General features: G+C 60.3%; 16 protein-coding genes. 6 read left to right on the forward strand and 10 right to left on the reverse strand.

The window, feature by feature from the left end; genetic code table 11:
• Window position 1: 1 nt before the first annotated feature.
• A complete protein-coding gene (gene tfrB, locus MK_RS00710; protein ID WP_158295856.1) occupies window positions 2–1,468 on the forward strand; it encodes a fumarate reductase (CoM/CoB) subunit TfrB in 1,467 nt (488 codons plus the stop codon).
• On the opposite strand, the gene MK_RS00715 is transcribed toward tfrB, so the two are convergent.
• From MK_RS00715 to MK_RS00735, 5 genes are all read right to left on the reverse strand, one after another.
• A complete protein-coding gene (locus MK_RS00715; RefSeq protein WP_011018505.1) occupies window positions 1,448–2,464 on the reverse strand; it encodes an RNA-guided pseudouridylation complex pseudouridine synthase subunit Cbf5 in 1,017 nt (338 codons plus the stop codon). The genes tfrB and MK_RS00715 overlap by 21 nt on opposite strands.
• Window positions 2,465–2,521: 57 nt before the next feature.
• A complete protein-coding gene (locus MK_RS00720; protein WP_011018506.1) occupies window positions 2,522–8,650 on the reverse strand; it encodes a cobaltochelatase subunit CobN in 6,129 nt (2,042 codons plus the stop codon).
• 74 nt (window positions 8,651–8,724) lie between these two features.
• Window positions 8,725–10,728, reverse strand: a complete 2,004-nt coding sequence (locus tag MK_RS00725; protein ID WP_011018507.1) for an Ig-like domain-containing protein — start codon at window positions 10,726–10,728, stop codon at window positions 8,725–8,727.
• Between the two features lie 139 nt (window positions 10,729–10,867).
• A complete protein-coding gene (locus tag MK_RS00730) occupies window positions 10,868–11,248 on the reverse strand; it encodes a transcriptional regulator (protein ID WP_011018508.1) in 381 nt (126 codons plus the stop codon).
• Window positions 11,249–11,407: 159 nt separating this feature from the next.
• Window positions 11,408–12,175 carry a putative RNA uridine N3 methyltransferase gene (locus tag MK_RS00735; protein WP_011018509.1) on the reverse strand — a complete coding sequence of 256 codons (768 nt, stop codon included), beginning with the start codon at window positions 12,173–12,175 and terminating at the stop codon, window positions 11,408–11,410.
• 36 nt (window positions 12,176–12,211) lie between these two features.
• Here MK_RS00735 and MK_RS00740 point away from each other — a divergent pair, with 36 nt between their 5' ends.
• From MK_RS00740 to MK_RS00750, 3 genes are all read left to right on the forward strand, one after another.
• The gene (locus tag MK_RS00740; RefSeq protein ID WP_226988687.1) at window positions 12,212–12,868 is read left to right on the forward strand and encodes a 2-phosphosulfolactate phosphatase; all 657 of its coding nucleotides are present in this window, start codon (window positions 12,212–12,214) and stop codon (window positions 12,866–12,868) included.
• 6 nt (window positions 12,869–12,874) lie between these two features.
• Window positions 12,875–13,618, forward strand: a complete 744-nt coding sequence (locus MK_RS00745) for a TraB domain-containing protein (protein WP_226988688.1) — start codon at window positions 12,875–12,877, stop codon at window positions 13,616–13,618.
• Between the two features lie 81 nt (window positions 13,619–13,699).
• On the forward strand, window positions 13,700–14,374 hold the full coding sequence (locus MK_RS00750; RefSeq protein WP_011018512.1) for a DUF166 domain-containing protein: 675 nt from the start codon (window positions 13,700–13,702) through the stop codon (window positions 14,372–14,374).
• Window positions 14,375–14,404: 30 nt separating this feature from the next.
• Here MK_RS00750 and MK_RS00755 read toward each other — a convergent pair whose 3' ends face one another.
• Window positions 14,405–15,196, reverse strand: coding sequence for a sulfite exporter TauE/SafE family protein (locus tag MK_RS00755; RefSeq protein ID WP_011018513.1), 792 nt, complete (start codon window positions 15,194–15,196; stop codon window positions 14,405–14,407).
• A gap of 75 nt (window positions 15,197–15,271) precedes the next feature.
• Here MK_RS00755 and MK_RS00760 point away from each other — a divergent pair, with 75 nt between their 5' ends.
• Window positions 15,272–15,748 carry a universal stress protein gene (locus MK_RS00760; protein ID WP_011018514.1) on the forward strand — a complete coding sequence of 159 codons (477 nt, stop codon included), beginning with the start codon at window positions 15,272–15,274 and terminating at the stop codon, window positions 15,746–15,748.
• On the opposite strand, the gene MK_RS00765 is transcribed toward MK_RS00760, so the two are convergent.
• Genes MK_RS00765 through MK_RS09020 form a run of 3 tightly spaced genes read right to left on the reverse strand, consistent with a single transcriptional unit; the run spans window position 15,745 to window position 17,276 of the window.
• Complete coding sequence (locus MK_RS00765; RefSeq protein ID WP_011018515.1) at window positions 15,745–16,503, reverse strand: sulfite exporter TauE/SafE family protein; 759 nt, start codon at window positions 16,501–16,503, stop codon at window positions 15,745–15,747. The two genes, MK_RS00760 and MK_RS00765, sit on opposite strands and share 4 nt — an antisense overlap.
• A 57-nt stretch (window positions 16,504–16,560) precedes the next feature.
• On the reverse strand, window positions 16,561–17,115 hold the full coding sequence (locus MK_RS00770; protein ID WP_148679398.1) for an ATP-binding protein: 555 nt from the start codon (window positions 17,113–17,115) through the stop codon (window positions 16,561–16,563).
• An 11-nt stretch (window positions 17,116–17,126) separates the two neighbouring features.
• Window positions 17,127–17,276, reverse strand: a complete 150-nt coding sequence (locus tag MK_RS09020) for a hypothetical protein (protein WP_158295857.1) — start codon at window positions 17,274–17,276, stop codon at window positions 17,127–17,129.
• A 17-nt stretch (window positions 17,277–17,293) separates the two neighbouring features.
• On the opposite strand from MK_RS09020, the gene MK_RS00775 reads away from it, so the two are divergent.
• On the forward strand, window positions 17,294–17,806 hold the full coding sequence (locus MK_RS00775) for a DUF429 domain-containing protein (protein WP_011018517.1): 513 nt from the start codon (window positions 17,294–17,296) through the stop codon (window positions 17,804–17,806).
• Here the strand turns inward: MK_RS00775 and MK_RS00780 are convergent.
• A complete protein-coding gene (locus MK_RS00780) occupies window positions 17,775–20,342 on the reverse strand; it encodes a tRNA(Met) cytidine acetyltransferase TmcA (RefSeq protein WP_011018518.1) in 2,568 nt (855 codons plus the stop codon). The two genes, MK_RS00775 and MK_RS00780, sit on opposite strands and share 32 nt — an antisense overlap.
• Window positions 20,343–20,411: the final 69 nt, after the last annotated feature.

The following is a 20,411-nucleotide window of genomic DNA, read 5'->3' on the forward strand; positions in this document are numbered from 1 at the left end:
CTTGAACGAAGCCGTCGTGATTCGCATCGAGACCCCCGAGCGATCGGAGCGCGTGAAAGTACCGTATCGTGAGGGGATGACGCTACTCGACGCGCTACGATGGATCAAGGAGCACGAGATACCGGACCTCGAGTTCGAGTTCTCGTGCCGGAACGCTCAATGTGGCACCTGCGCCGTGCTAGTGAACGGGAAAGCTCGACTCGCCTGCGAGTACCGGTTGGAACCCGGCCAGGAAGTGACCGTGGGGCCGTTGAGACACCTGCCCGTGGTTAAGGACCTGGCGGTCGATTGGTCGGCGGTCACGTCGAGGCTCCGGCCTCTTTCCCCTAAATCCCACCGAGAGTGGTTCCGTCGGATGGAACCCGAGAAGCAGCGGAAATTGTACGAGCTCAGATCTTGCATCGAGTGCCTCTGCTGTGTCGCCGAGTGCCCCGTGATCAAGGCGGGATCGGCGCGGAACCCGGGTCCGATCGTGCTACGGAAGGTAGCGGAGGAGGCCGAAAAATGGGACGAGTCCCCCGAAATAGACGACTCCGTGTACGCCTGCACCACGTGCCATACCTGCGCCGAGGTGTGTCCTAAGGACATAGAGATCCCGGCGAAGGCCGTCGAGACGGTACGGGCGAGACTCTACGAGGAAGGTAAAGGCCCACTACCCGAGCACAAAGAGCTAGGAGAGAGGGCCGTACGCACGGGCAGGTCCGTCGAGAAGAGGGACAGGTCGTTCTTAGAGGAGTACTCCGGCGAGTACGGGGAAGGAGACGTCAAGGCCATGTTTTTCACGGGATGTCTCGTGGACTACCGACTACCCGATACCGGGAAGGCCCTAGTCAGGCTGGCCGAGGAGTTAGGGATCAGACTGATCGTCCCTCGGGAGCAGGTCTGCTGCGGCTCACCGCTCCTGAGGACCGGGCAGCACGACCGCGCCGAGCGTCTAGCTTTCGAGAACCTGGAGACGTTCCGACGGGTCGACCCCGACGTTATCGTCACCGTCTGCGCCGGTTGTGGGGCCACGCTGAAGAACAATTACCCTGAGCTCCTCGGTGATAGGTTCGAGTGGGATGTACTCGACGTCACGGAGTTACTCGTAGAGATAAGGGCACACGAGCGGGGGTTCCGGCTCCCGGAGCGTACAACGGTTACGTACCACGACCCGTGTCACCTGAAGCGGGGGCAAGGCGTCGAGGACGAGCCCAGGAAGCTCATCCGGTCGATCGAGAACGTCGAGTTCGTCGAGATGGAGGAACCGGACCGGTGTTGCGGGGCCGGTGGGGGCGTTCGATCCGGTCTACCGGAGCTCGCGGAGCTGATGTCCGACGTGAAGGCTCACATGGTACGCGAGACCGGAGCCGAAGTGCTGACCACGGTCTGCCCGTTCTGCGAATACAACCTCAGGGAAGGACTGGAGCGCAACGACGTCGAGGCACGAGTGGAGAACTTAACGGTGCTACTCTCCAGGGGTCTTTAACCCCCAAGCCTTCGGGTACGTGCCCGGCTCCATCAGGACCCTCTTGGTGTCCACCATAATACCCCGATCCGCGTGTAGCATCTCCTTCCAAGTGGCCTTGGCCACTCCCAGCGCTACCGCCTCCCCTTTCAGCGTGAAGATGGCGACTAGATCGCCGGGCTGGATCCCCTTCTCCACCCTAACGATTCCCGGCGCAGCCAGGTTGGCTCCGTGGCAGATGGCGTCGACGGCCGTATCCCTGATCTCTATTCTCGGTAGGTGCTCGAGACCTTCCTCCATCGGTCGTACAACGTGTCGTAAGGGCTCTTCCCATCCCTCCTCCTTCCAGAACTCGTACGCGTCCTTGACGTCGTGGAGCGTGACCGCGTTCTCCTCCGAGAACGGCCCTGTCCTCGTCCTCCGGAGCTCCGCCATGTGCGCACCGACACCCAAGGCCTCACCGATGTCGTGACACAGCTTCCGAATGTAGGTACCAGCCTGACACCCGACCCTCATCAGCACGTCGCGACCGTCGATCTCGAGAATATCGATGTAGTAGATCTTCTTAGGACGTACCCTCCTCTTGACTGCCGAGCGTAACGGTGGCCGCTGAAGTATCGTCCCCTCGAACTCCTTCACAACGCGCTCGAGCTCCTCCTCGTCCACATCGCCGTGGAGATGCATAATCGTCACGTACTCCTTACCCGCCGGTAGCAGCGTCTGGATTATCTTCGTGGCTTTCTCGAGGGCGATCGGAAGGACTCCCGTGACCTTAGGGTCCAGGGTACCACCGTGACCCGCCTTGGACAGCCCGAAGATCTCCTTCACCCAAGCCACAACCTCGTGCGATGTGGGTCCGGCCGGCTTGTCCAGGTTGATGACACCCTTCATGATGTATTCCTCGATAGGGCGCTCCTCGGGAGGACAACCGTACCGTGGGTCCGTCTCCACCTCGGCCTTCGTGATCATCTCCCGATCCCGGTCGAACGGCAGCCGCCGGTCCTTGTCGCCGCTCATGCGTGGCCCCCTCAACGTTCGTCGACGCCTCTGGTGGCGCTCTCGATAATAACCTCTTCACCAGCCCCGTGAAGTTCCGATCCTCGGTCTCCACAGCGTGCCGACTAGGATGACCGCCGCCAGCAGCGCGACGATGAGGGCTACGAGTATCCAGCGAGGGACCGAGGTGGTGACGGGGGACTGCGCCGAGGTCCGACGAAGTATCGAGGCCCTCGCCGATCTCTCCTGCGAAGGCTTACCCTTACCCGCCGAGCTTCCGACACTCACTTCGACGGTAGCGGCCGACTTCGCGCCGACAGTTCCCCGGAGCAGGACGCCCGTAACCGATACCGGGACGGCACCCCGACCGGGACCGCTGAGCGCAGCCTGACTGGCCAGAATCGCCGCGATCGTGGCCGAAATCGCGACCGCTTGACTCGCGGTAGCTCGCACCGCCAAAGTTCTGACAGTCCTGGCGGCCATCGGGGCGGTTTCTCTCGTGAACGCGGGAGACGTGAGCTGCCGGAGGATCCGGGCGACGAGCTCCGGATTGTTCATGTAGTTGGCGGCGAAGACCGCCATGGCCTCGCGGAGGTTGGGAACCAGTCCCTCGTACTGGGAGAGCGCCTCCAAGAGGCGCTGCTGCACTACCGGATTCCCGCAGACTCCCGGACAGCAGCATAGGACGCCCCGGAGGAGCTCGGGCACGATCACGTCCCGGACGAGGGCTACGAACTCCCGGCTCTTGAGGACTTCCTCGCTGATCAGCTTGTGCTGCGCCCGGTCGTACGCGATCACGAGCAGAGACACCGCCAGCGAGAACAGACCCTCCGGGGAGTATCGCGCCAGCCACTCCCGGTTCTCCACGAGCGTACTCGCCGTCCGACGGAAAATCCCCTCCCAGCCGAGGAGTCCCAATGCGAGCGTGGACCAGCCGCGGATGAGGTAACCAAGGCGTTTCAGGAGTTCCACAGCACCCGAGTACCCGTGGAACCGGAGCCCGCGGACGTAAACCGGGTTGAAGACCGTACGCATCAGATCGTACCATGCGTAGGTGTCGAAGGGCATGAGTAGGGAGTACCGGAAGGCGGCCGTCTCATTCCCGGTGAGTGCGGCGAGCGTACGGGTGGTCACGGTGGAGAACAGCGAGGTCATGTTCGAAGCCAGGAGCGCCGCCAGGTAGCTGCCCGCACTGAGCTGAGAGGCGAGATCACGCAACCAGGGGGCTAGGTTCGGGTTCGCCGCGGCCATCAGTTGGATCTCCTCCGCGAGCCTGCGCGCCATCTGCGAGTAATCACCGCCTACGTAAGAGCCGAGGGCCGCGTTCCTGAGGTTCAGGACCAACGCGTCGATCATCGTCTCCTGCTCGGGTAGCAGCCCGTTGACCGCGCTCACGGCCAGCCTCAGACCACCCTCGAACGCGTAGATACAGTCGTCATAGAAGAACGTGGCCTTCTCGTCGGACGAAACCATCGTGTGAAGCGTGCGGTCGGGCGCCGCGAGGTTCAGTGCGAGGAGGAGCGGGAAGCTGGCTCCCCAGTGCTTCGGCCCGTAGACGTAGCTGAGACCGGATATCCAGCTCAGCGCCAGGTTCAACCGATCCTCCAGCAGGAACTCTCCGGACTCGATCGTCTTGCCGATCACGTTCGTGTAGTCACCGGGCGCCTGACAGAACACGTTGAGGGCAGCCAGTAACGGGAGATCCTCGTCCGGAACCTCCCGGACCTGCTCGATCCAGCCCGTAATGATCCCACCGTTCGGAGAACCTCCAGAACCGGCATCCGGCGCGGAGGTTATGTTCGACTCCCGACAGGTCAACAGCGCCAGGTAGACGGCGGCCCAGTCCAGGAACGGATAGTTCTCAGCCGGTGGCACGAGAACGGCGAGGGAGGCCGCGGTGTTGACGACGGATTCGAAGTCGTATCCGTGTTCTGCGCAGAACTCCCCCACCAGGTCGTAGAGCCGCCTCAGCCCCTCCTCGAGCTCGCGAGCCAGCTCCTCGTCCGGGGTCGTGAGCGCCCGCCACAGCGCCGCCCGGTACACGTGCAGCACGGTCTCGTGGATCGGATTCTTCCACTCACCCTGGGATAGCCGCTCCACGGTCTCGCGCAGCCACCGGCGAACCCAGTACACCGGGTATTCATCGATCCCGCGGATCTCTAGGACTTTGTCCACGTCGCTGACGATCAGGGAGCTGTGACTCAATAGTCGGGCCAGGTAGGGTTCGGCGGCCAGAATCGCCGCCACTCGGCCCAAGAACAGTTCCGTCAGGATGTTGTGCGCGAACACGTCTCGGAAGCACGAGGTACCTGTGACGATCACGTCGGTGAGTCGACGTGGGACCTCCCGAAGCACCAGGCTGGCCGAGATCACCGGCTCGTCTCCCACGAGCGTTACCGTGCCGATCACGGTGACTGTCTCTCCCTCCTCCGGCACGCGTCCCTCGTCTATCCGCACCCGGACTTCCGTACACCCGTCCGTTAGGACGATGTACCGCCCTTCCACACGTTCGACTCTACCGCGGATCGGAAGCCTGCCGAACGCCCGTCCGACGGCCGAGAGTTGCGTGGGCGTGAGTACTTCGTCCTCGATCCTCTTCGCCTCTTCCTCAGAGAGGACCCTGGCATTAACGACCTCCACGCGACCGCCCGTGGACACCAGCGTGCCCAGTACCATGACTTCATCGTCCAAGTGGAGCGGTATCGGCAGCACGTTGACCGGACACCGCACCTCGATGCGTTGACCGCCCATCGGAGGCTCGAGCACCAGGCGAACGGCACCCGATCCGAGCGACTCCATCCGGACGATGCGGCCCACGACTAGAATCTGGCCGAGGCGTCGGGTGTAGGATACGCCGCTGGGGTTCATACAGAGGGATGGATCGACGCCCGTCACGACCCAGTCCGCGTTACGGTGCGGGAGCACACCCAACAGGAGCATCTGGACCGCGATCGGTAGCCCCCTGGTGTTGATGTTGTCCGTCGCCCAGTCGAAGGCCACCACCTTCCTAGTGACCGTACGTAGCGGGATCGCGACCGTGTAGGCCACGTTGATCGAGATCCAGTCCGGCCACTTCCGGGGATCGAACATGCACGCGTTCCGGCCCGTGGGTAATGCGTCGATCTGTTTGAAGGGGCTCGAGTTGAAACCCGGCGGCACGTAGCCACCGCTCAGCGCGTTGAGGAAGTTCGTACGTTCGAGCCGCGCGCTCTCGAAGAGCAGTTCAACGATCCGGGCCGCCTCGCGGTGTAGGTCATCGGCGTCCCGCGTCTCGGGTCGCTCGATCACTTCACGACACACGTCCAGGGCCCTGGAGTAGTCCAGTGCCCCCATCACCTCGTTCAGGAGTACCTTCGCCGCGAAGCTAGCCACGGTGCCGACGGGATCCTCTCCGATCGGCGGCATCCCGAACACGTGGAGGCCGATCGGGACCACCTCATGCTCCTCCAGGTCGTGCAGCAGGAAGTACAGCTTGGCGCAGTTCTCGTCGAATTTCCGCTCGAACGCCTCCAGCGAGCTCAGGTTCAGCAGCTCGTACGCTCGCGTCTTCTTTACCAGATCCAGAATCGCCGGTTTCAGGGAGCTCAGGTGGGAGGACTGGTACCTCTCCAGCAGCTCTAGGAGTTGACCCATGTCGCCGGTGAGCTCCTCCTTGACCAGGGACTGAGGTAGGTAGTTCACTATCACCGCCCAGCCGCGGCGCTTCGCCACCAGCGCCTCCGACGGGTCCGCGACGTAGTACGGGTAGACCTGGGGCACGTTTTGGATACATATCTGTGGGAAGTCCCACCAGGACATGAACAGAGGCTTGTACGGCAGCCACTCGTACGTCCCGTGTTTACCCGTGTTCACAATCACGTGCGCCCGGAACACCCGAGTGAAGTAGTAGTAACAGGCCAGATAGTAGTGACAGGGTGGCAGCACGGTGGAGTGGTACGCGACGCTGATCCCGACGTAGTAGCCTCGGGCGGGCTGGGGCGCGACGATGACGTTTCCGAAGTCGATCCCCCGTATCACGAAGTACTTCTTTCCGTCGATCTCGACGAGATACCGCGAGCGCTCGGGCGGGCCCCAACCCGTGAACCAGCCGTAGAAGGCCTCAACTCGGCCCCACTTGGCGTGGAGGGACCGACACAGCTCGAGAGCCTGATTCACCTCCTTCGGATCCGTCAGGGCACCGATGACAGCGTCCACCAGTGACTCCACGTCACGTTGGAACTGCTCCTTCGTCTCCTCGGGAACGTCCAGGTATTGCAGATGACCCGCCACGTAGGATACGAGTGACTTCAGTCCGTTGACGATGGCCTGCAACTTCAGCGGGTCGGTGATCGGACCGTGCTTTTGGATCTGAAGCAACACCGCCTCCAGGTACCCGAAGATGCCTTTCTCCATGCACAACCGAGCCTCCTCGGGCAGCGACCGGTACCATTTCAGGTACTCGTCGAGCGGCAACAGGTGCAGGTACCGGATCTCCTGCTCCCGCTCCACGAACCGACCGTGCTCATAGGCCAGCAGCCGGAGAACGAGCCTGTGACCTTCCACGTTAACGCGCCTCAGGATGTACGCACCGACGTTGGAACCCTCCTCCACCATGAGTCGTCCGAGGGCGTCGGCGAGGGGCCTGATGAGCCGATAGGCCTTGTAGTAGAGGTCGAGGGCCTCCTTCCACCTGCCCTCCTGGGCGAGCTCTTCCGCCCGTTCTTCCAGCTCCGCGATCCGCAGCAGCATCTCCTCGATCGATAACCCGCGTGCCTCGGCCGGGATCTCGTCCGCGAACTCCAGCAGCTTTTCCTTCAGTTCCTCGGGAATTTCGACGCGGTAGCTCGCCTTCATCAGCCATGCGAGAAAGTTCACGATCGACGCGGGTACGTCCAACGATGAGGCCGTACCGACGCCCTCCTTACCCGGCTCCGCCGCCCAGTACAGGATTACGACACGCTTCTCCCGGTTCGGGGTATTGCGTAGCTCGATCCAGGCCAGGATCCTGTCGGCGGCTATGCGGATCATCTCGGGGACGGGTGTATCCGAGCACCACACGCGGTCCAGTAGCGCCTCGGGACCGTCCTTACGCCACTCACGGACCGAGATCGGGATCCCCTCGATGGCACCCAAGTTCTCCGGGATCACGATATGGTAAAGGGCGAACCAGTCCAGACCGCTCGGAGTACGCCAGCACGTCTGCCACTCGCTCATCGTCCAGGGCAGACTCACGAGCTTGATCACGGGTAGGTTCAGCTCCTTCAGCAGCTCGACTTCCGGCGAGTCGGGGGAACGCATCTTGAAGAACCCCGGGAGAAGCGCGATCGTCTGCACGTTGTACTCGGATACGATCCGCTTCAGAGCCAGTAGTACGTCCTCAAGGCATCCGTCGAGGATGTCGTAGTGAAGGCCCAAGACCATCGGGTTCAGACCGCGCTCCCTCAGCGCCTTACACAGCTCGCGGATGGGGGCCGTCCAACCGCTCTCCATCCTCGTAGTGTCAACGATTACAAGTACCGTCGGTCCCTCCCGGCGGGGTTCCTTACTCAGAACCTCCTCGATGATATCAGGGAGGTGTTTCCGGAGGAGCTCTACGAACCAGGCGGGGTAACGGGTGTTACCGAGGATGACGCCTCCATCGCCGTACCGCTCGATCAGAGTCATGACTTCTCCCGGATTGGGGTCGGACGGGCGGATTACCTCGTCGCGCTCGAAGTCGTAGCCTTCGACCCATCCGTCGAAGGGATGGTAGGGACCGGGGTGCCTCTCGAGGAAATAGGAGAACAGCGAGCGGAAGTTCCGAACGGAACGCGACTGTACGTACAGGGAGAGTGGAATCTCCAGCCCGTACCAATTGACCTTCACGGAGTCCAAACTCTTCACTTCGGACGGTCCCGGGAGCACGTTGTCGAACTCGAACACGCGTTTCTCGGAGGACGATTCCGAGAACAACTCGTTGAGGACGTTCCCGAACACCGTGTTGCTCGTCGTGTGGATCAACAGCAGGGTGTCGGCGGACTCGACCGCCTCCCTCACGTGTTCCTCGGGCACGAACCCTTTGGAAACCGTGTCCTCTACGATGACAGTTACGGGCAGCCCGGAAGCGGCCTTCGCGGCGGGCATACCCGTGGACCAGTACCCCGTGATGATGACCAACTTACCGGCGTGAACGGGTGACACGGCGATCAAGAGCACGAACGCGATGACAAGTGTCAGCCTGGAACTCATCAGCCACCCCCCTCGGGAAGATACCGGACGGACTTCTTTAGGGGGAATTAAGATGGATGAAAAAGGAAGCGGGATTACGGGCGTCGCCGCAGCGCCAGCGCCAGCACGCTCAGTGCCGCCACCGCCGGCGACACTGCAGGCGCCTTCTTCTTGGCCTTTATCACGATCGTCGTGGACTTAACGCCATACTTGGGATCTCTGTACTCGATCTTGAGCCGATGCTCTCCTCGCTTCTCGGGCGTGTAGGTGATGGTCGCCTTGCCGTCGGAAACGTCGGCTACGCCGATGATCCTGTCACCTTCGTACACCCGCACTTCGCCCGATGAAGCCGGCTGACCGTCGATTGTCACCTCGATCTGGATCGTTACCGGAGTACCAACCCGCGTCTCCCGTGGAACTTCGACTTTTAGCTCGACAGTGTGTCCGAATATCTCAGACCTCACACTCTCGGGTAGCCCCTCCACGGCCGCCAGTGCCGCCACTACGTGAGCCGTGGCGAAGGCGCACTGGTTGGCCTCACGGCCCTCGAAGAACCGGCTCATGTAGAGGTAGTAGTAGCTCTGTGGCGTCGGCACGTAGAAGTAGTACTTGAGTCCTTTCTCCTTGGCTTCCTTGTACTGGCTGACCAGCGCATTAACAACGTTCTTCATCAACTGAATCGCCATGTCGTCCTCGTAGCCGAGCTCGACCGCCGTACACAATCCGAGCAAAGCCGCACACGTGCTCGCGAAGTCAGGTGATCCCTTGATGTACTCGTTGTACGGGAAGTACCCCGGCTTGTCCTCGAGCTGCATTCCGTACAGCCAGCACACGTACCGCCTCAGTGCATCGTGGAGCAAGTCCTTCGCCTTGTCGCTCAGGTACCCAGCCTTCTCGGCCTCGCGGATCGCCCATAGCGCGTAGAAGGCGTACTTGACTGGATAGTAGTAAGACTTCCAGTACAGACCCTGCTCCACCGCCTGCTTCTCCAGGAAACACGGGTTACCGTTGCCCTCGTAGAACCGCTCCACCAAGAAGTTGACAGCGTACTTGATGATGTCAGCCACCTTGTACGTCGATCCTCCGACGTCCACATCGTCGTCTCCACTTATGAGCCCCGTTTTGACGGCGTATATCAGCGTCAACACGGCACCAGCGGTATCGTAGACGGCGCTGTAGTCGACCCAAGTGTCGTCCTTCAGCCTCTGTCGGACCCAGTAAGCTATCTCGTTCTTCGAGTCAACTATCAGCACATCCTTTTTGTCCTGCTTCGAGCTGCAGTATACTTCTGGAACCAGGATTCCATTCTTGATCACGTACACAGCGTCATCCTTGACCGAGTTCCATAGATCGTCGTCGACGAGTCCTAGCTCACGACCGACTAACAGTGGGATCAGCTGGTACAGGCAGACACCACCAATCGATCCTGTACGTATGTACCCACTTTCTTCGAGCGTTGTCCGGATGTCCTTGAGCGAATACTGGTAATAATACCCACGTGGACTACTGACCGTTAGTACCCACTTAATAGCTCGCTTCACGGCATTTTTGAACTGTTCATCTGTCACTCCTTCCTCCACAGCTAACACTAGCATAGGGACAGTGAACTTAGTATCTGAGTACCCCGGTTCGCCTCCGAACCCAACGTATCCGTACTTGTCGTTCTTCTTAACGTAAATTACGCACTTACTGTTGTCAATAAGAGCCACTATCTTATCTCCTAGTTTGACCGTCTCCAGCCCGTAGTCTGAGGGGAAGTAGTTGTACTTTTTGACGTAAATTACCCGGCAGTCTCCCTTGTACGTGGTCGGCCATGTGCCGACGTCGACATCCTCTACCGTGAAGTCCCTGGACGCCACGCCCTCGTCTTGCAGTTGGCCGTCCTGTTCGGTCGCGAAGTGGACCTCGTACTGCTTACCGTTGTAGGTGCCACCCGGGTCTCGCAGGGTGTAGGTCTTGCCGACGTCCTGCTCGGTGAACTGATTCTCCACCAGCCACACTACGCTGTCCTTCAAGCACTGGTCGGCGTCTTCGAGCGTGGCCGCGCTGACGGGTCCTATCGCCGTTACGCAGCATAGGATCACGAGCAACTGTCTCACTTAAGTCATCCCCAACACGCCGGCTTCGGGACGTAATTAATACTTCTTTCGGTCACGATGTTACCAAGAGGCTGCGGGTTCCGCCCGAACACTAAACGTTCTATAATCCGTAACGATTCTAGGAGGGGCGGAGGGAGGTTCAGTCCCCGTGGATCTCCTCGAGTAGTTCCTCTACTATCTTCTCCCTGACCTCCTCACCGGTGACGCGTCGGAGGATAGCTCCTAGCGTCTCGTCATCGTCCACCGGGATGAAGTACGCCGTCTTACGGCCGAGACGCTTCGACTTCAACAGTCCCTCCTGCCTAACCTTATAGAGTGCGCTCCTGATGCTGTTGGCTTTAACGTTGTATCCTAGCTCTTTGAGCACCCTAACGATCTCATCGACGTTAATCCATTGACCCTTAAGGCTTGCCAGTAGCACCACTGCCAAGGCCGCTCCTAGGTTCGTTAGCTCGCCTTCACGAAGCCTTCTCTTAATCTCTTCGACATCCTTTTGGAACTCTTCCGGGACCTCGGACAACTCCGATCACCCCTCTACGTCTAATTTCCTGCACTGGCGGGATTCGGGCGGTTAATAAATAAATCGCCGTGCGGTTACCGGACTGACTTACATGTGGACCGATGACGAGGTAATCCCCGGCCGACGGCCGGTGTGATGACGGAGAGCCGGCGGAGGTCTTTATATTAATCCCAAGTAGTTAAGTACGGCAAGGGTGGTGTGAACGGCCTCCTCAGTTCTCACTACCTGCACCCCTTGATTTGGCACGAAGTTAATCACCGGATACTCGTCTCGAACCCCCGGATCTACGTCCAGGACACTCACCTCGCTAGACCCGAATACCAGGCACTTCACCGGACTCTTAAACTCGACTTCTCGAACGTCTTCACCGTATCTTGAAGTCACAATGATACCCTCCTTAAACTCCCTTAACACCTCATTAAGCTCATTTACAATCCTCACTCGATACCCCCAGTACTCCTCGGGCTCGGCCGGTTCCACCTCCAGCGGGTCCTCGGAGACGATCCGCACAGTCACCCGTTCGTGTGGTTTAAAGCGCCATCTGGTGCGCGCGAGGCGGTCGGCACCTACGTCTACGAGCGCTCCGTTCCGACTTCTCCTAACGACGTAACCCTCCCGTACCTCACCTTCCTTCGGCGAGTGGACCTTATGGTGGGGAGCCCTCAACGGCGGCATGACTCCGGCGTACCTGAGGTCACGGTCCAGTCTGAACACCCTCTTCCTAAGGTACTGGGGACACTCCTGATACTCTAAGAGCTTCCGTAGCCGTTCCGCGTTCCTACGGGTTCCGACGCCGTCACCGTATAGGTAAACCTCCTCCACTCGGTATATGGCCAGGGCGCGCGCCAGGGTCCCCACCCGATAAGCGTAGATCTTGGGGTCGGTCTCCTCAGAGAAGAGACTCCACGGGAACGCGACCGCCACCACGACGTAACGCCCCCTTCGGGGGAGATCGAGTTGCGGGTGGCGTCGGGCCTCGAACCGCAGGAAGGGTACGAGATAGGAGTGGTCGTGGACGCGCTGCGGGCCAGCTCGACGATAGTCACGGCCTTAGCCCTGGAAGCTGAGGCGATCGTACCACTCTCCTCCCCGGAAGAGCTCAAGCGGGTGGACGGACCCACGATCGGGGAGCAACACGGCAAGAAGATCGACTTCGCGGACTACGGGAACTCGCCGACCGACCTGCTCCGCCACGCGGAGGAGATCGAGGGAGAGACCTTGTACATGGTCACCACTAACGGGACCGACACCATTTTACGGGCCGCGGAGGTTCACGAGGAGGTGCTGATCGGTAGTCTGCTGAACGCCTCGGCCGTGGCCTCGAAACTCTCCGGTGACACCTGCTTCGTGGAAGCAGGTCACCGGGGGATGCTCGCTGTCGAGGACACTTACACGGCGGGCTACATCGCGCGCCTCGCGGGCGGAGAACCCGCCGACGGTAGGACTCGAGCAGCCATGGAGATGGCCCGCGGTCTTCCGGCGGAGGAGGTGTTCAAAGGCTCGAGGACTGGTCACGTGCTCGAACAACGCGGGAGGCTCGAGGACGTCGAGTTCTGCGCTCGTGTGGACGAGTTCGAGGTCGTACCGGTCTACGAGGACGGTATGGTGGTGCCTCAATAGTTGCTGATGGATCGATTCGAGATGTTCGGCTCGGAGCTCTACGTACTTCGGACTGCACACGCCGGGGTGGACGGCGACCGGGTGCGACGTAAAATTCTGGAGTTGGATCCCGAAGCCGTGCTGGTGGAGTTATGCGAAGGTAGGCTGCTCTCGTTCCTCGCCGAACTTCGCGGTGAGCGGGCAGGATCACGGACCGGTGGAATCACGGGGAGGTTAGTCGCCGTAGCCGAGCGCATCGTGGGTCGCGTCGTCGGAGGAGAGTTGGGCGAGGACGTCAAAGGGGCCATCGAAGCGGCACTGGAGCTGGAAGCCGAGATAGTCCCCGTTGACATGGACATCAGCTGGGTCTTCCGAAGGATGAAGATGAAAGCCTCGAGATGGGAACTGCTGAAGTTCCAATTCTCCGTGGCGATCGACGTCCTACGATCGTTACTCCGACCAGGTCAAACCAGGGATGTCGTGCTATCCTCCGTTGCGGACGAAGAGGCCGCTCGAGAGATGGTCCAGGGGCTCAGACGTGCTTTTCCCAGGATAGCCGAGGTATTAATCGACGAGCGCAATCGCGTCATCGCGGAGAACACGATCGAGTTCCTCCACAGCCGTGAGGACGTGACCAAAGCCGTTCTCGTGATAGGTGCAGCCCACTACGGAGTGCTCGACATTCTTCGGGACGCGGAGCTGGAGAGCGCGTCGCGTCACGATGATGAGGATACGGCGAGCGGAGAGGGTGAAGAGGAGACCGCGGGCTGAGCTGGCCGGCCGGAAGATTGAAAGATTCTTGAATAATTCAAATTTCTTTATAGGGCAACAACGGATGAGGAGGGCACCACGATGCGCGTGCTGTTCCTGGGCTACCGATACGGGAGTAGGGCCGCGGAAAACGTAGGGTCGAGGTCGGACTTCGACGTTGAGTTCCTCAAGGTGAAAGAACCCCCGGAGAACGTTATCCTGGATGAAGAGTACGCGAGGACCCTCTTGCCACCGTCCTACTCCGGGTTCGATCTCGTCATTTCGTACCTCCAGCACCCGGACCTACAACTCGCGCTGGCCGAAGTTTGTGATTCCCCTATACTGTACGGTATCACCCCTGACCCGGCGGTTCGAGAGAAGATAGAGCGCAGTCACGACGCCGTCGCTTTCCCCGAGACCACTATGTGTTCCCTGTTGCCTGATACCGGTATCCCAGAGGTCGACCGATTCGCCGAGAGGTTCGGGAGACCGAAACTGGAGGTGTCGGTGTCCGGAGGAAAGATCCGGACTGTACGGGTCGTCCGAGGCGCTCCGTGCGGTGCCACTTGGGTAGCCGCCGAGCGTGTGGAAGGGATGTCGGTGGACGAAGAGGCCGTGAACGCCTTCGCTCTGGCGGCCTGTCATCACTGCGTCGCACCACGCTTCGGTAAATTCGAATCGAAGGACGTCACGGCGTACCTGCACGGAGTCGCCTTGGCCGAAGCACTCGGGATCGAACTCGATGTGGACCTAGAGGGGTTCGAGCTCCCCATTTAACCGCTGTTGTTTGTTGTTTAAAGTTAAAGTTTAGAGAAGCTTGATGCCCAACCCCTGTAGGATGAACTTCAACGATATGTACAGGAACACCACTCCGAATATACCCTTGATCGTCCACGGCTTGATCTTCTGAGTAGTTTTCGCGCCTAGCTTCACCCCGGCGATGGTGCCTAGACCCAGCAGCGTACCTCCTACCAAGTCCGTGAGGCCCTGGGCCATCTTGTACGCCGCTGAGACCGTCGCCATGGGAATCATGCTGATCATGGACGTTCCCACAGCGAGGTGGACCGGTGCGTCCAGTAGGTAGATGAACGACGGCACCAGGGCGTAGCCTCCACCCAGTCCCAGGATCCCCGTGAGGATCCCGATGCCGAACCCTATGGCGGCCTTGCTGGACGGCTTACCTGGAATCTCGTCGGCTTCGGACCCCGGGATCTTTTTGATCCACTCGTAAATCATCCGAACCGCGGCGTACAGGAAAGCCGCCCCGAGGATCACCTGCAGTGCTCCGGTATGCTTCATTATGAGGGCGAAGATCACGGAGCCCAGCAGTGCACCGATTGCGCCGGCGGCCAGCACGATAGCCGACGTTTCGTAGTCGATGTTTCCGAGTTTCGCGTGAGACATCGTACCGAACGTCGCCGTCCACACCACCGCGAAGACCGTCGTAGCGATGGCTTCCGGAATAGGGTACTTCAGCAAGAACACGAGCATGGGTAGCATCAGCACACATCCGCCGGTGCCTATGATACCGCCCAGGTAACCCGCTATGAATCCCGTTCCCAGCAACTCGAGTACCGCGAGTGCCGTCAGCCCGGGCAAACGCGTTGCCCTGCTCTCCTCTAATTTCAAAAGTTTTTTAATGTTTCGAGATTAGTTGAATAAAGGGATGCCATCGTGCCTCGGAAGATCTTGGTGCCGTTCGACGGGTCCGAACCCGCCGAGCTGGCCTTGAAGTGGGCGCTTCTGGACGCGCACGACCACGGATTTCCGATCAAAGTGATGTACGTGGTCGACCGCTCCTTGGACCTGCTCACGGGCTTCGCCCCCAGGGAGACCGTGCTGAAGGAGCTGAAGGAGAGAGGGGAGAAGATTCTGGAGGAAGCTGAGCAAATAGCCGGTGAACTAGGTGTCGACGTGAAGATTGAGAAGAAGGTCTGTGTAGGCATCCCGTGGCGTGAAATCGTGAGGGAAGCGGAAGATGACGAGGAGATCAACCTAATCGTGATGGGGTCTCACGGACGAACCGGTCCAGAACACGCGATCCTCGGAAGCGTCGCGGAGAACGTGATCAGACACAGTCCCGTCAACGTCTTAGTGGTGAAGCGTGAGAAGAGGGTCGAGGATAGCGTTGAGGAGTCTTCCCGCCGCTAGACCAAGCGCAGGCCGCTGAGCACCATCTTAGCCCCTACGAGGGCTAATACCACTGAAAACGCCCGCTTGACTCTCTCACCGCCGATCTTGTTGGAGAGCTCCGCCCCCACGTATGACGATATTAACATGCCGGTAACTACTGCCAGGGCAGCCCAGAAGTTCACGTACCCTTCCATCCAGTACTGAGCGGCCCCCGCCAGCGCGCTGACGGGGACGATCACGGAGGACGTGCCTATGGCGAGCATGGTCGGGAAGTTCAGGACTGATGCCATCACCGGGACGAAAAGCACGCCGCCCCCTGAGCCGGTGAAACCACTGAAGGCCCCTACGCCGAAACCCGTGAGCGATGCTACCGCGATGTTATCGCGGATCTCGTTCCCCTCCTCGGTTTCCCCGTCGAACGCCATCCTGAGGGCCATCGCGGAGCATGCAACTCCCAGCGCGACTTTGAGCACGTGCTCGGGAGTTAGGCATGCTAAATAGCTCCCCACCTGTGCTCCCACGATCGCACTTAATCCGAAGATCGGTGCCGCGTCGACGTGTACGTTGCCCTCTTGAAGGTGCCTGTAGGCGCCGGTAAACCCGCCGAGACTTATGGCCAATAGCGTCGTGCCCAGGGCCAGGTGCATGGGCATTCCGGTGGAGTTCAGGAGTGGTACTAGTAGGAAGCCTCCCCCGACACCGAACATTCCGGAAACTAATCCTACGAGACCACCTATCCCCAAGTACAGCATCATTGACGGGTCGGGTATCATAGGGGAATTTCTTCCCCTCCGCGCTCTGCGCGGCTCGCGCAGACGCAGAAGTGTTACTTAATGACATTGTCGCCCCCGTAGTGTCCTAAGGGCCGTCCCCACCACATTTCCCTTAACATGAGGGATCCACTCACGCTCCAACCGATCGAGAAACTCCTCCACCTCATCTCGAAGCCCTCCGGCGTAGGGGCACACGTCCTCCGTCATTACGGTATCGACTTTCAACTCCTCCGCCAACGCCTTGGTGACCGCCTCCGGACAGCGAACTAACGGTCGGATGAGTCTGGGCCCTCCGCGCCATGTTCCCGTGTACCATAGCAGTTTCAACCGTTCGGCACCTGTGAGCAGTGAGAGTATCACCGTAGCCGCCGCGTCGTCCAGCGTATGACCTAAGGCGATGTAGTCGAATCCCTTCTCCTCCGCAAGTTGACCGAGCTCGATCCTTCGGAGTGTGCGACACGCGTAGCAGACCTTGCGGGCGTTCATCTCCTCTTTGAGCTCGAGTACGTCACTTTCGGGTTCCAGAAGGTAGGCGTGTATCTCCAGGATCTTCGCCTGCTCCTCAACGACATCCCAGGCGCTGATTTTCTTACCGTCCACCGTCGGGGCCACGTGAGCCCCTTCTACCTCCCACCCGTACCCACCTCGAGTCTCTTCAGCCCGAAGGCCACCGCGAAACTGTCCTTACCTCCCGACATAGCTACCAGGATCCTCGAACCCGGCCGCGGATGGCCGGATCTCCGAACGCACTCCTTGATCTTGTCCTCAATCACTCGGGCGGGATCGTCGGGTGTACGTGGTGGGCGTGGACCTGGCGGCAAAGCCCGGAAACCCCGCCGGCTTCGCAGTTTGGAGAGAAGGGGAGATCGTGTGTTGGTCCGAGTCCTCCGATGATGAGCGCGTGCTGGAGGTATGTCGGAAGGCTGAACTGGTGGTCTTCGACGCACCGCTCACCGAGTCCGATAGACCCTTTCGGCGGCGGGATGAGATCTTCCGCCGGTACGCTCCGGTCCTCCCCCTCACTTTCCCGGGCATGCGGGAGTTATCCAGAAGGGCGCGGTCTCTGGTGCGAAGGCTGGAGTTAGAGGTTTACGAGACGTATCCGCGAGCCGCGGAACGCTTCATCAGGCTACATGGGAACCCGGTGGACGAGCACTCCAGGGACGCCGCGATATGCTGCGCGGTGGGACTGGCGGTGCTCGAGGGCGAAGCCCACGTCTTCGGTGAGCCGCCGAAGGCCGCGTTGCCGAAGCGGGAGCTGTCGGTCTCCGTCAGAGCTCTAACCGCTCCTCCCGACGTATGATGACTTCCTTCGGCTCCCCTTCTTCGACCTCCACGATGACGGTACCCGTGAGCCCCTTGTCAGCCAGCCGCTCCACCGCCTTCCGGATACCCTCGACCGCGGCGCTCCGTTGTAGATCCTCCTTGTACTCCTCATACAGAAGACCCACCAGGTCCCTGAGGGATCGCATGAGGTCGGGTACTTCCTCACCCAGGACGTCCGCGACATCCGCCCACTTCCAGCGCTGCAGACACTTGGTGATGAGCAGCAGTTCCTCCTCCTCGGATAGTTCCGGCCTGTCCTCGGTGTCCAGGAAGTACGCCTTCGCCAGCTCCCGCACCGCGTCGGCGGCGATCTCGTACGTATGGACCATATCCGCGTACTTTTTGAGCCGTCTGAGCTGGCCCTCGGTCAGCGTCGGCCGGTACCTCAAGGATGACATGGGTTCGAAGAGCAGTCGGGCTACCTCGGGCTCAAGGTCCCGATGTGTTTCGCCCAGCCAGTCCGCCAGCTTGATCCGGAACTCGAAGTTCGCCCTGTTAATGATCTCCTCGGCTTCCTCGGAGATCGGCCGGATCACGGCGACGGAGTACTCTCCGCTCACAGGGTTGCGGTTAGGGCTGATGTGCACGGGCACGAAACCATTACGCAACCAGAATCGGGTAAGTTCTTCGTTGGCTCCAAATCCTGTTCCTATCCAGTCGTAGTCCTTCTTTTTCGCTATTTTTGCCAGCTCCTTCAGAGCTCGAGAGCCAAGACCGTGCCTCATGATGTCGGGATGTGTCGCTATCCTTACAATTCTAAGCCCCTTCATTCGTGGGAAATCCAGCGCGTCGTGATGTTGAACCATCAGATCCGGGATCACGTTACCCGGCGGTCGGTAACCGCGACGCATCTTGGTGATCACGTCTCTGGGTATAGTGCCCTCACGGGCTACCTGGAGCGCGGTGACGATCTTGCCGGTCTCCGTCTTGAGGGCGTAGGCCTCGTGATGTGGAGCGTCGGCGAGTACCATCACGTCGCTGGGTCGGTTGCGGTAGTGGGCCATCACGTAGATTCCGATGAACTGACGGAGTTCCTCCTCACCCTCAGGGTCCTCGAACCAGTACCTCAGGTCCGGCTTCTCGAACTCGACCCTCATTTCCTTCACGCATTCCAGGTCCTCCTTGTCGAGGTCCGCGGGCTCGGCGTCCAGGAGAAGCGTGTCGAACAGCCATCGTTCGATGGGGTCATCCGAATCGTAGCGGATCGGCTCGTGCATCTTGAACTCTATTAGGCGAACATCCCGTCTCTTGCGAACGTTCTGGAGGAACCTCACCGAGAACCCGCGGCCCGCACCCTCGTAACCGTGAATTGTCGAGGAGTAGACCACCTTGTCGTTGTTATCCAGGATCCGCTCCAGGATGGGTACGTGAATCGAAGCGGCCTCGTCGACTACCATCAGATCGCACTCGATCTCGGAAGCCTCGGACGGACGCTCGTACTCGACCACGAAATCGTCGGTTTCTACGTACACGATGTTCCCCTTGTCGTCCCGTTCCACATCGTACTCGACACCGAGCTCACGCAGTGCCTCGAGTAGGAACTCGAAGAGTACGGCGACGTTCTCGGGCTCGGACGCCGTCACCACGACGTCGTACACGTCGGTCGTGACGCCCGCACCGGCCACGGCGATTCCGAGAAGCGCCGACTTGCCCCGCCCTCGGTCCGCCGTGAGGATGAGGGCGGTCTTACCGTTCGACTCCAGCAGCTCTTCGAACCTGATCAAAGCCCGGAACTGATCCTCGGTTGCACACATCCGATAGAGCTCTTCGGGAAGCACGGCGTCGTCCGGTGGATCGAGATCTGGCCGCTCTCGGCGCTTAACCTCCACCTCGAGGTCGACATCTTCCGACGGTTCGGGCTCCGCGGTCCACTCGTCCGTATCCACTATCCAAACACCGTCGTGCTCCTTCAGCTTCCTGATGAACCGCCGGTTGAAGCGCTTACCGACGTGATCGAGCGTGTAAGGTGGTGTCACTAAGCTCTTGTGGAAGGCCGTCCACATGTTCCTCCAGCGGTCGAAGGGCGGGGTCTGGAAGATTACGAGACCACCTCCACGAACGGTTTCGACGAGACGACCGATAGCGTCCGGATCCAGGTCGTAGGAGAGGTCGATCACCATGAGGTCCCAGGTGGTACCGAGCGCCCGTTTGGAGCCGCTGAAAGTGAGCGCTTCTAATTCGTACTCGAAGTTCGCTTCCTCGGCGAACCCCTCGAGGACGCGGCGAAACTCCTCGTAACGCTCACGAGCGTAGGTATCCTCCTTGAGACTGTCCGTCACGTACAGGACGGAAATGGGTCTGTCCCGGACGTCGAAAAGGACGTCCGCAGCTCCCGCCGTCACGACACCCGCGGCCTCCGCTTTGCCCTCATCACCCTGAAACACGATCATCCTTCGGTGCCGGTGGGCTAAGGCCTCGGCGAGGGCTTCCTCCCCCACGTCGAGCACGATCTCATCGACGTCCGCGAAGTCCAGCACGCCCTCGTCGAAGAACACTTCCGCCTTGTCCGGCATTCCGCGCCCCCTCCGCCGCACTATTCCCTTGACGGTGAGATTCGACTTAAAGCCCGAGATGGTACACCC

Source organism: Methanopyrus kandleri AV19, from assembly GCF_000007185.1.
Classification (GTDB): Archaea; JAADCQ01; Methanopyri; order Methanopyrales; family Methanopyraceae; genus Methanopyrus; species Methanopyrus kandleri.

Excerpts from the sequence above, each read along its gene's own strand:
- MK_RS00715 (WP_011018505.1), bottom strand. The coding sequence starts at position 2,464 with ATGAGCGGCGACAAGGACCGGCGGCTGCCGTTCGACCGGGATCGGGAG.
- MK_RS00720 (WP_011018506.1), bottom strand. The coding sequence starts at position 8,650 with ATGAGTTCCAGGCTGACACTTGTCATCGCGTTCGTGCTCTTGATCGCC.
- MK_RS00745 (WP_226988688.1), top strand. The coding sequence starts at position 12,875 with ATGGATCGATTCGAGATGTTCGGCTCGGAGCTCTACGTACTTCGGACT.
- MK_RS00750 (WP_011018512.1), top strand. The coding sequence starts at position 13,700 with ATGCGCGTGCTGTTCCTGGGCTACCGATACGGGAGTAGGGCCGCGGAA.
- MK_RS00765 (WP_011018515.1), bottom strand. The coding sequence starts at position 16,503 with ATGATACCCGACCCGTCAATGATGCTGTACTTGGGGATAGGTGGTCTC.
- MK_RS00780 (WP_011018518.1), bottom strand. The coding sequence starts at position 20,342 with ATGCCGGACAAGGCGGAAGTGTTCTTCGACGAGGGCGTGCTGGACTTC.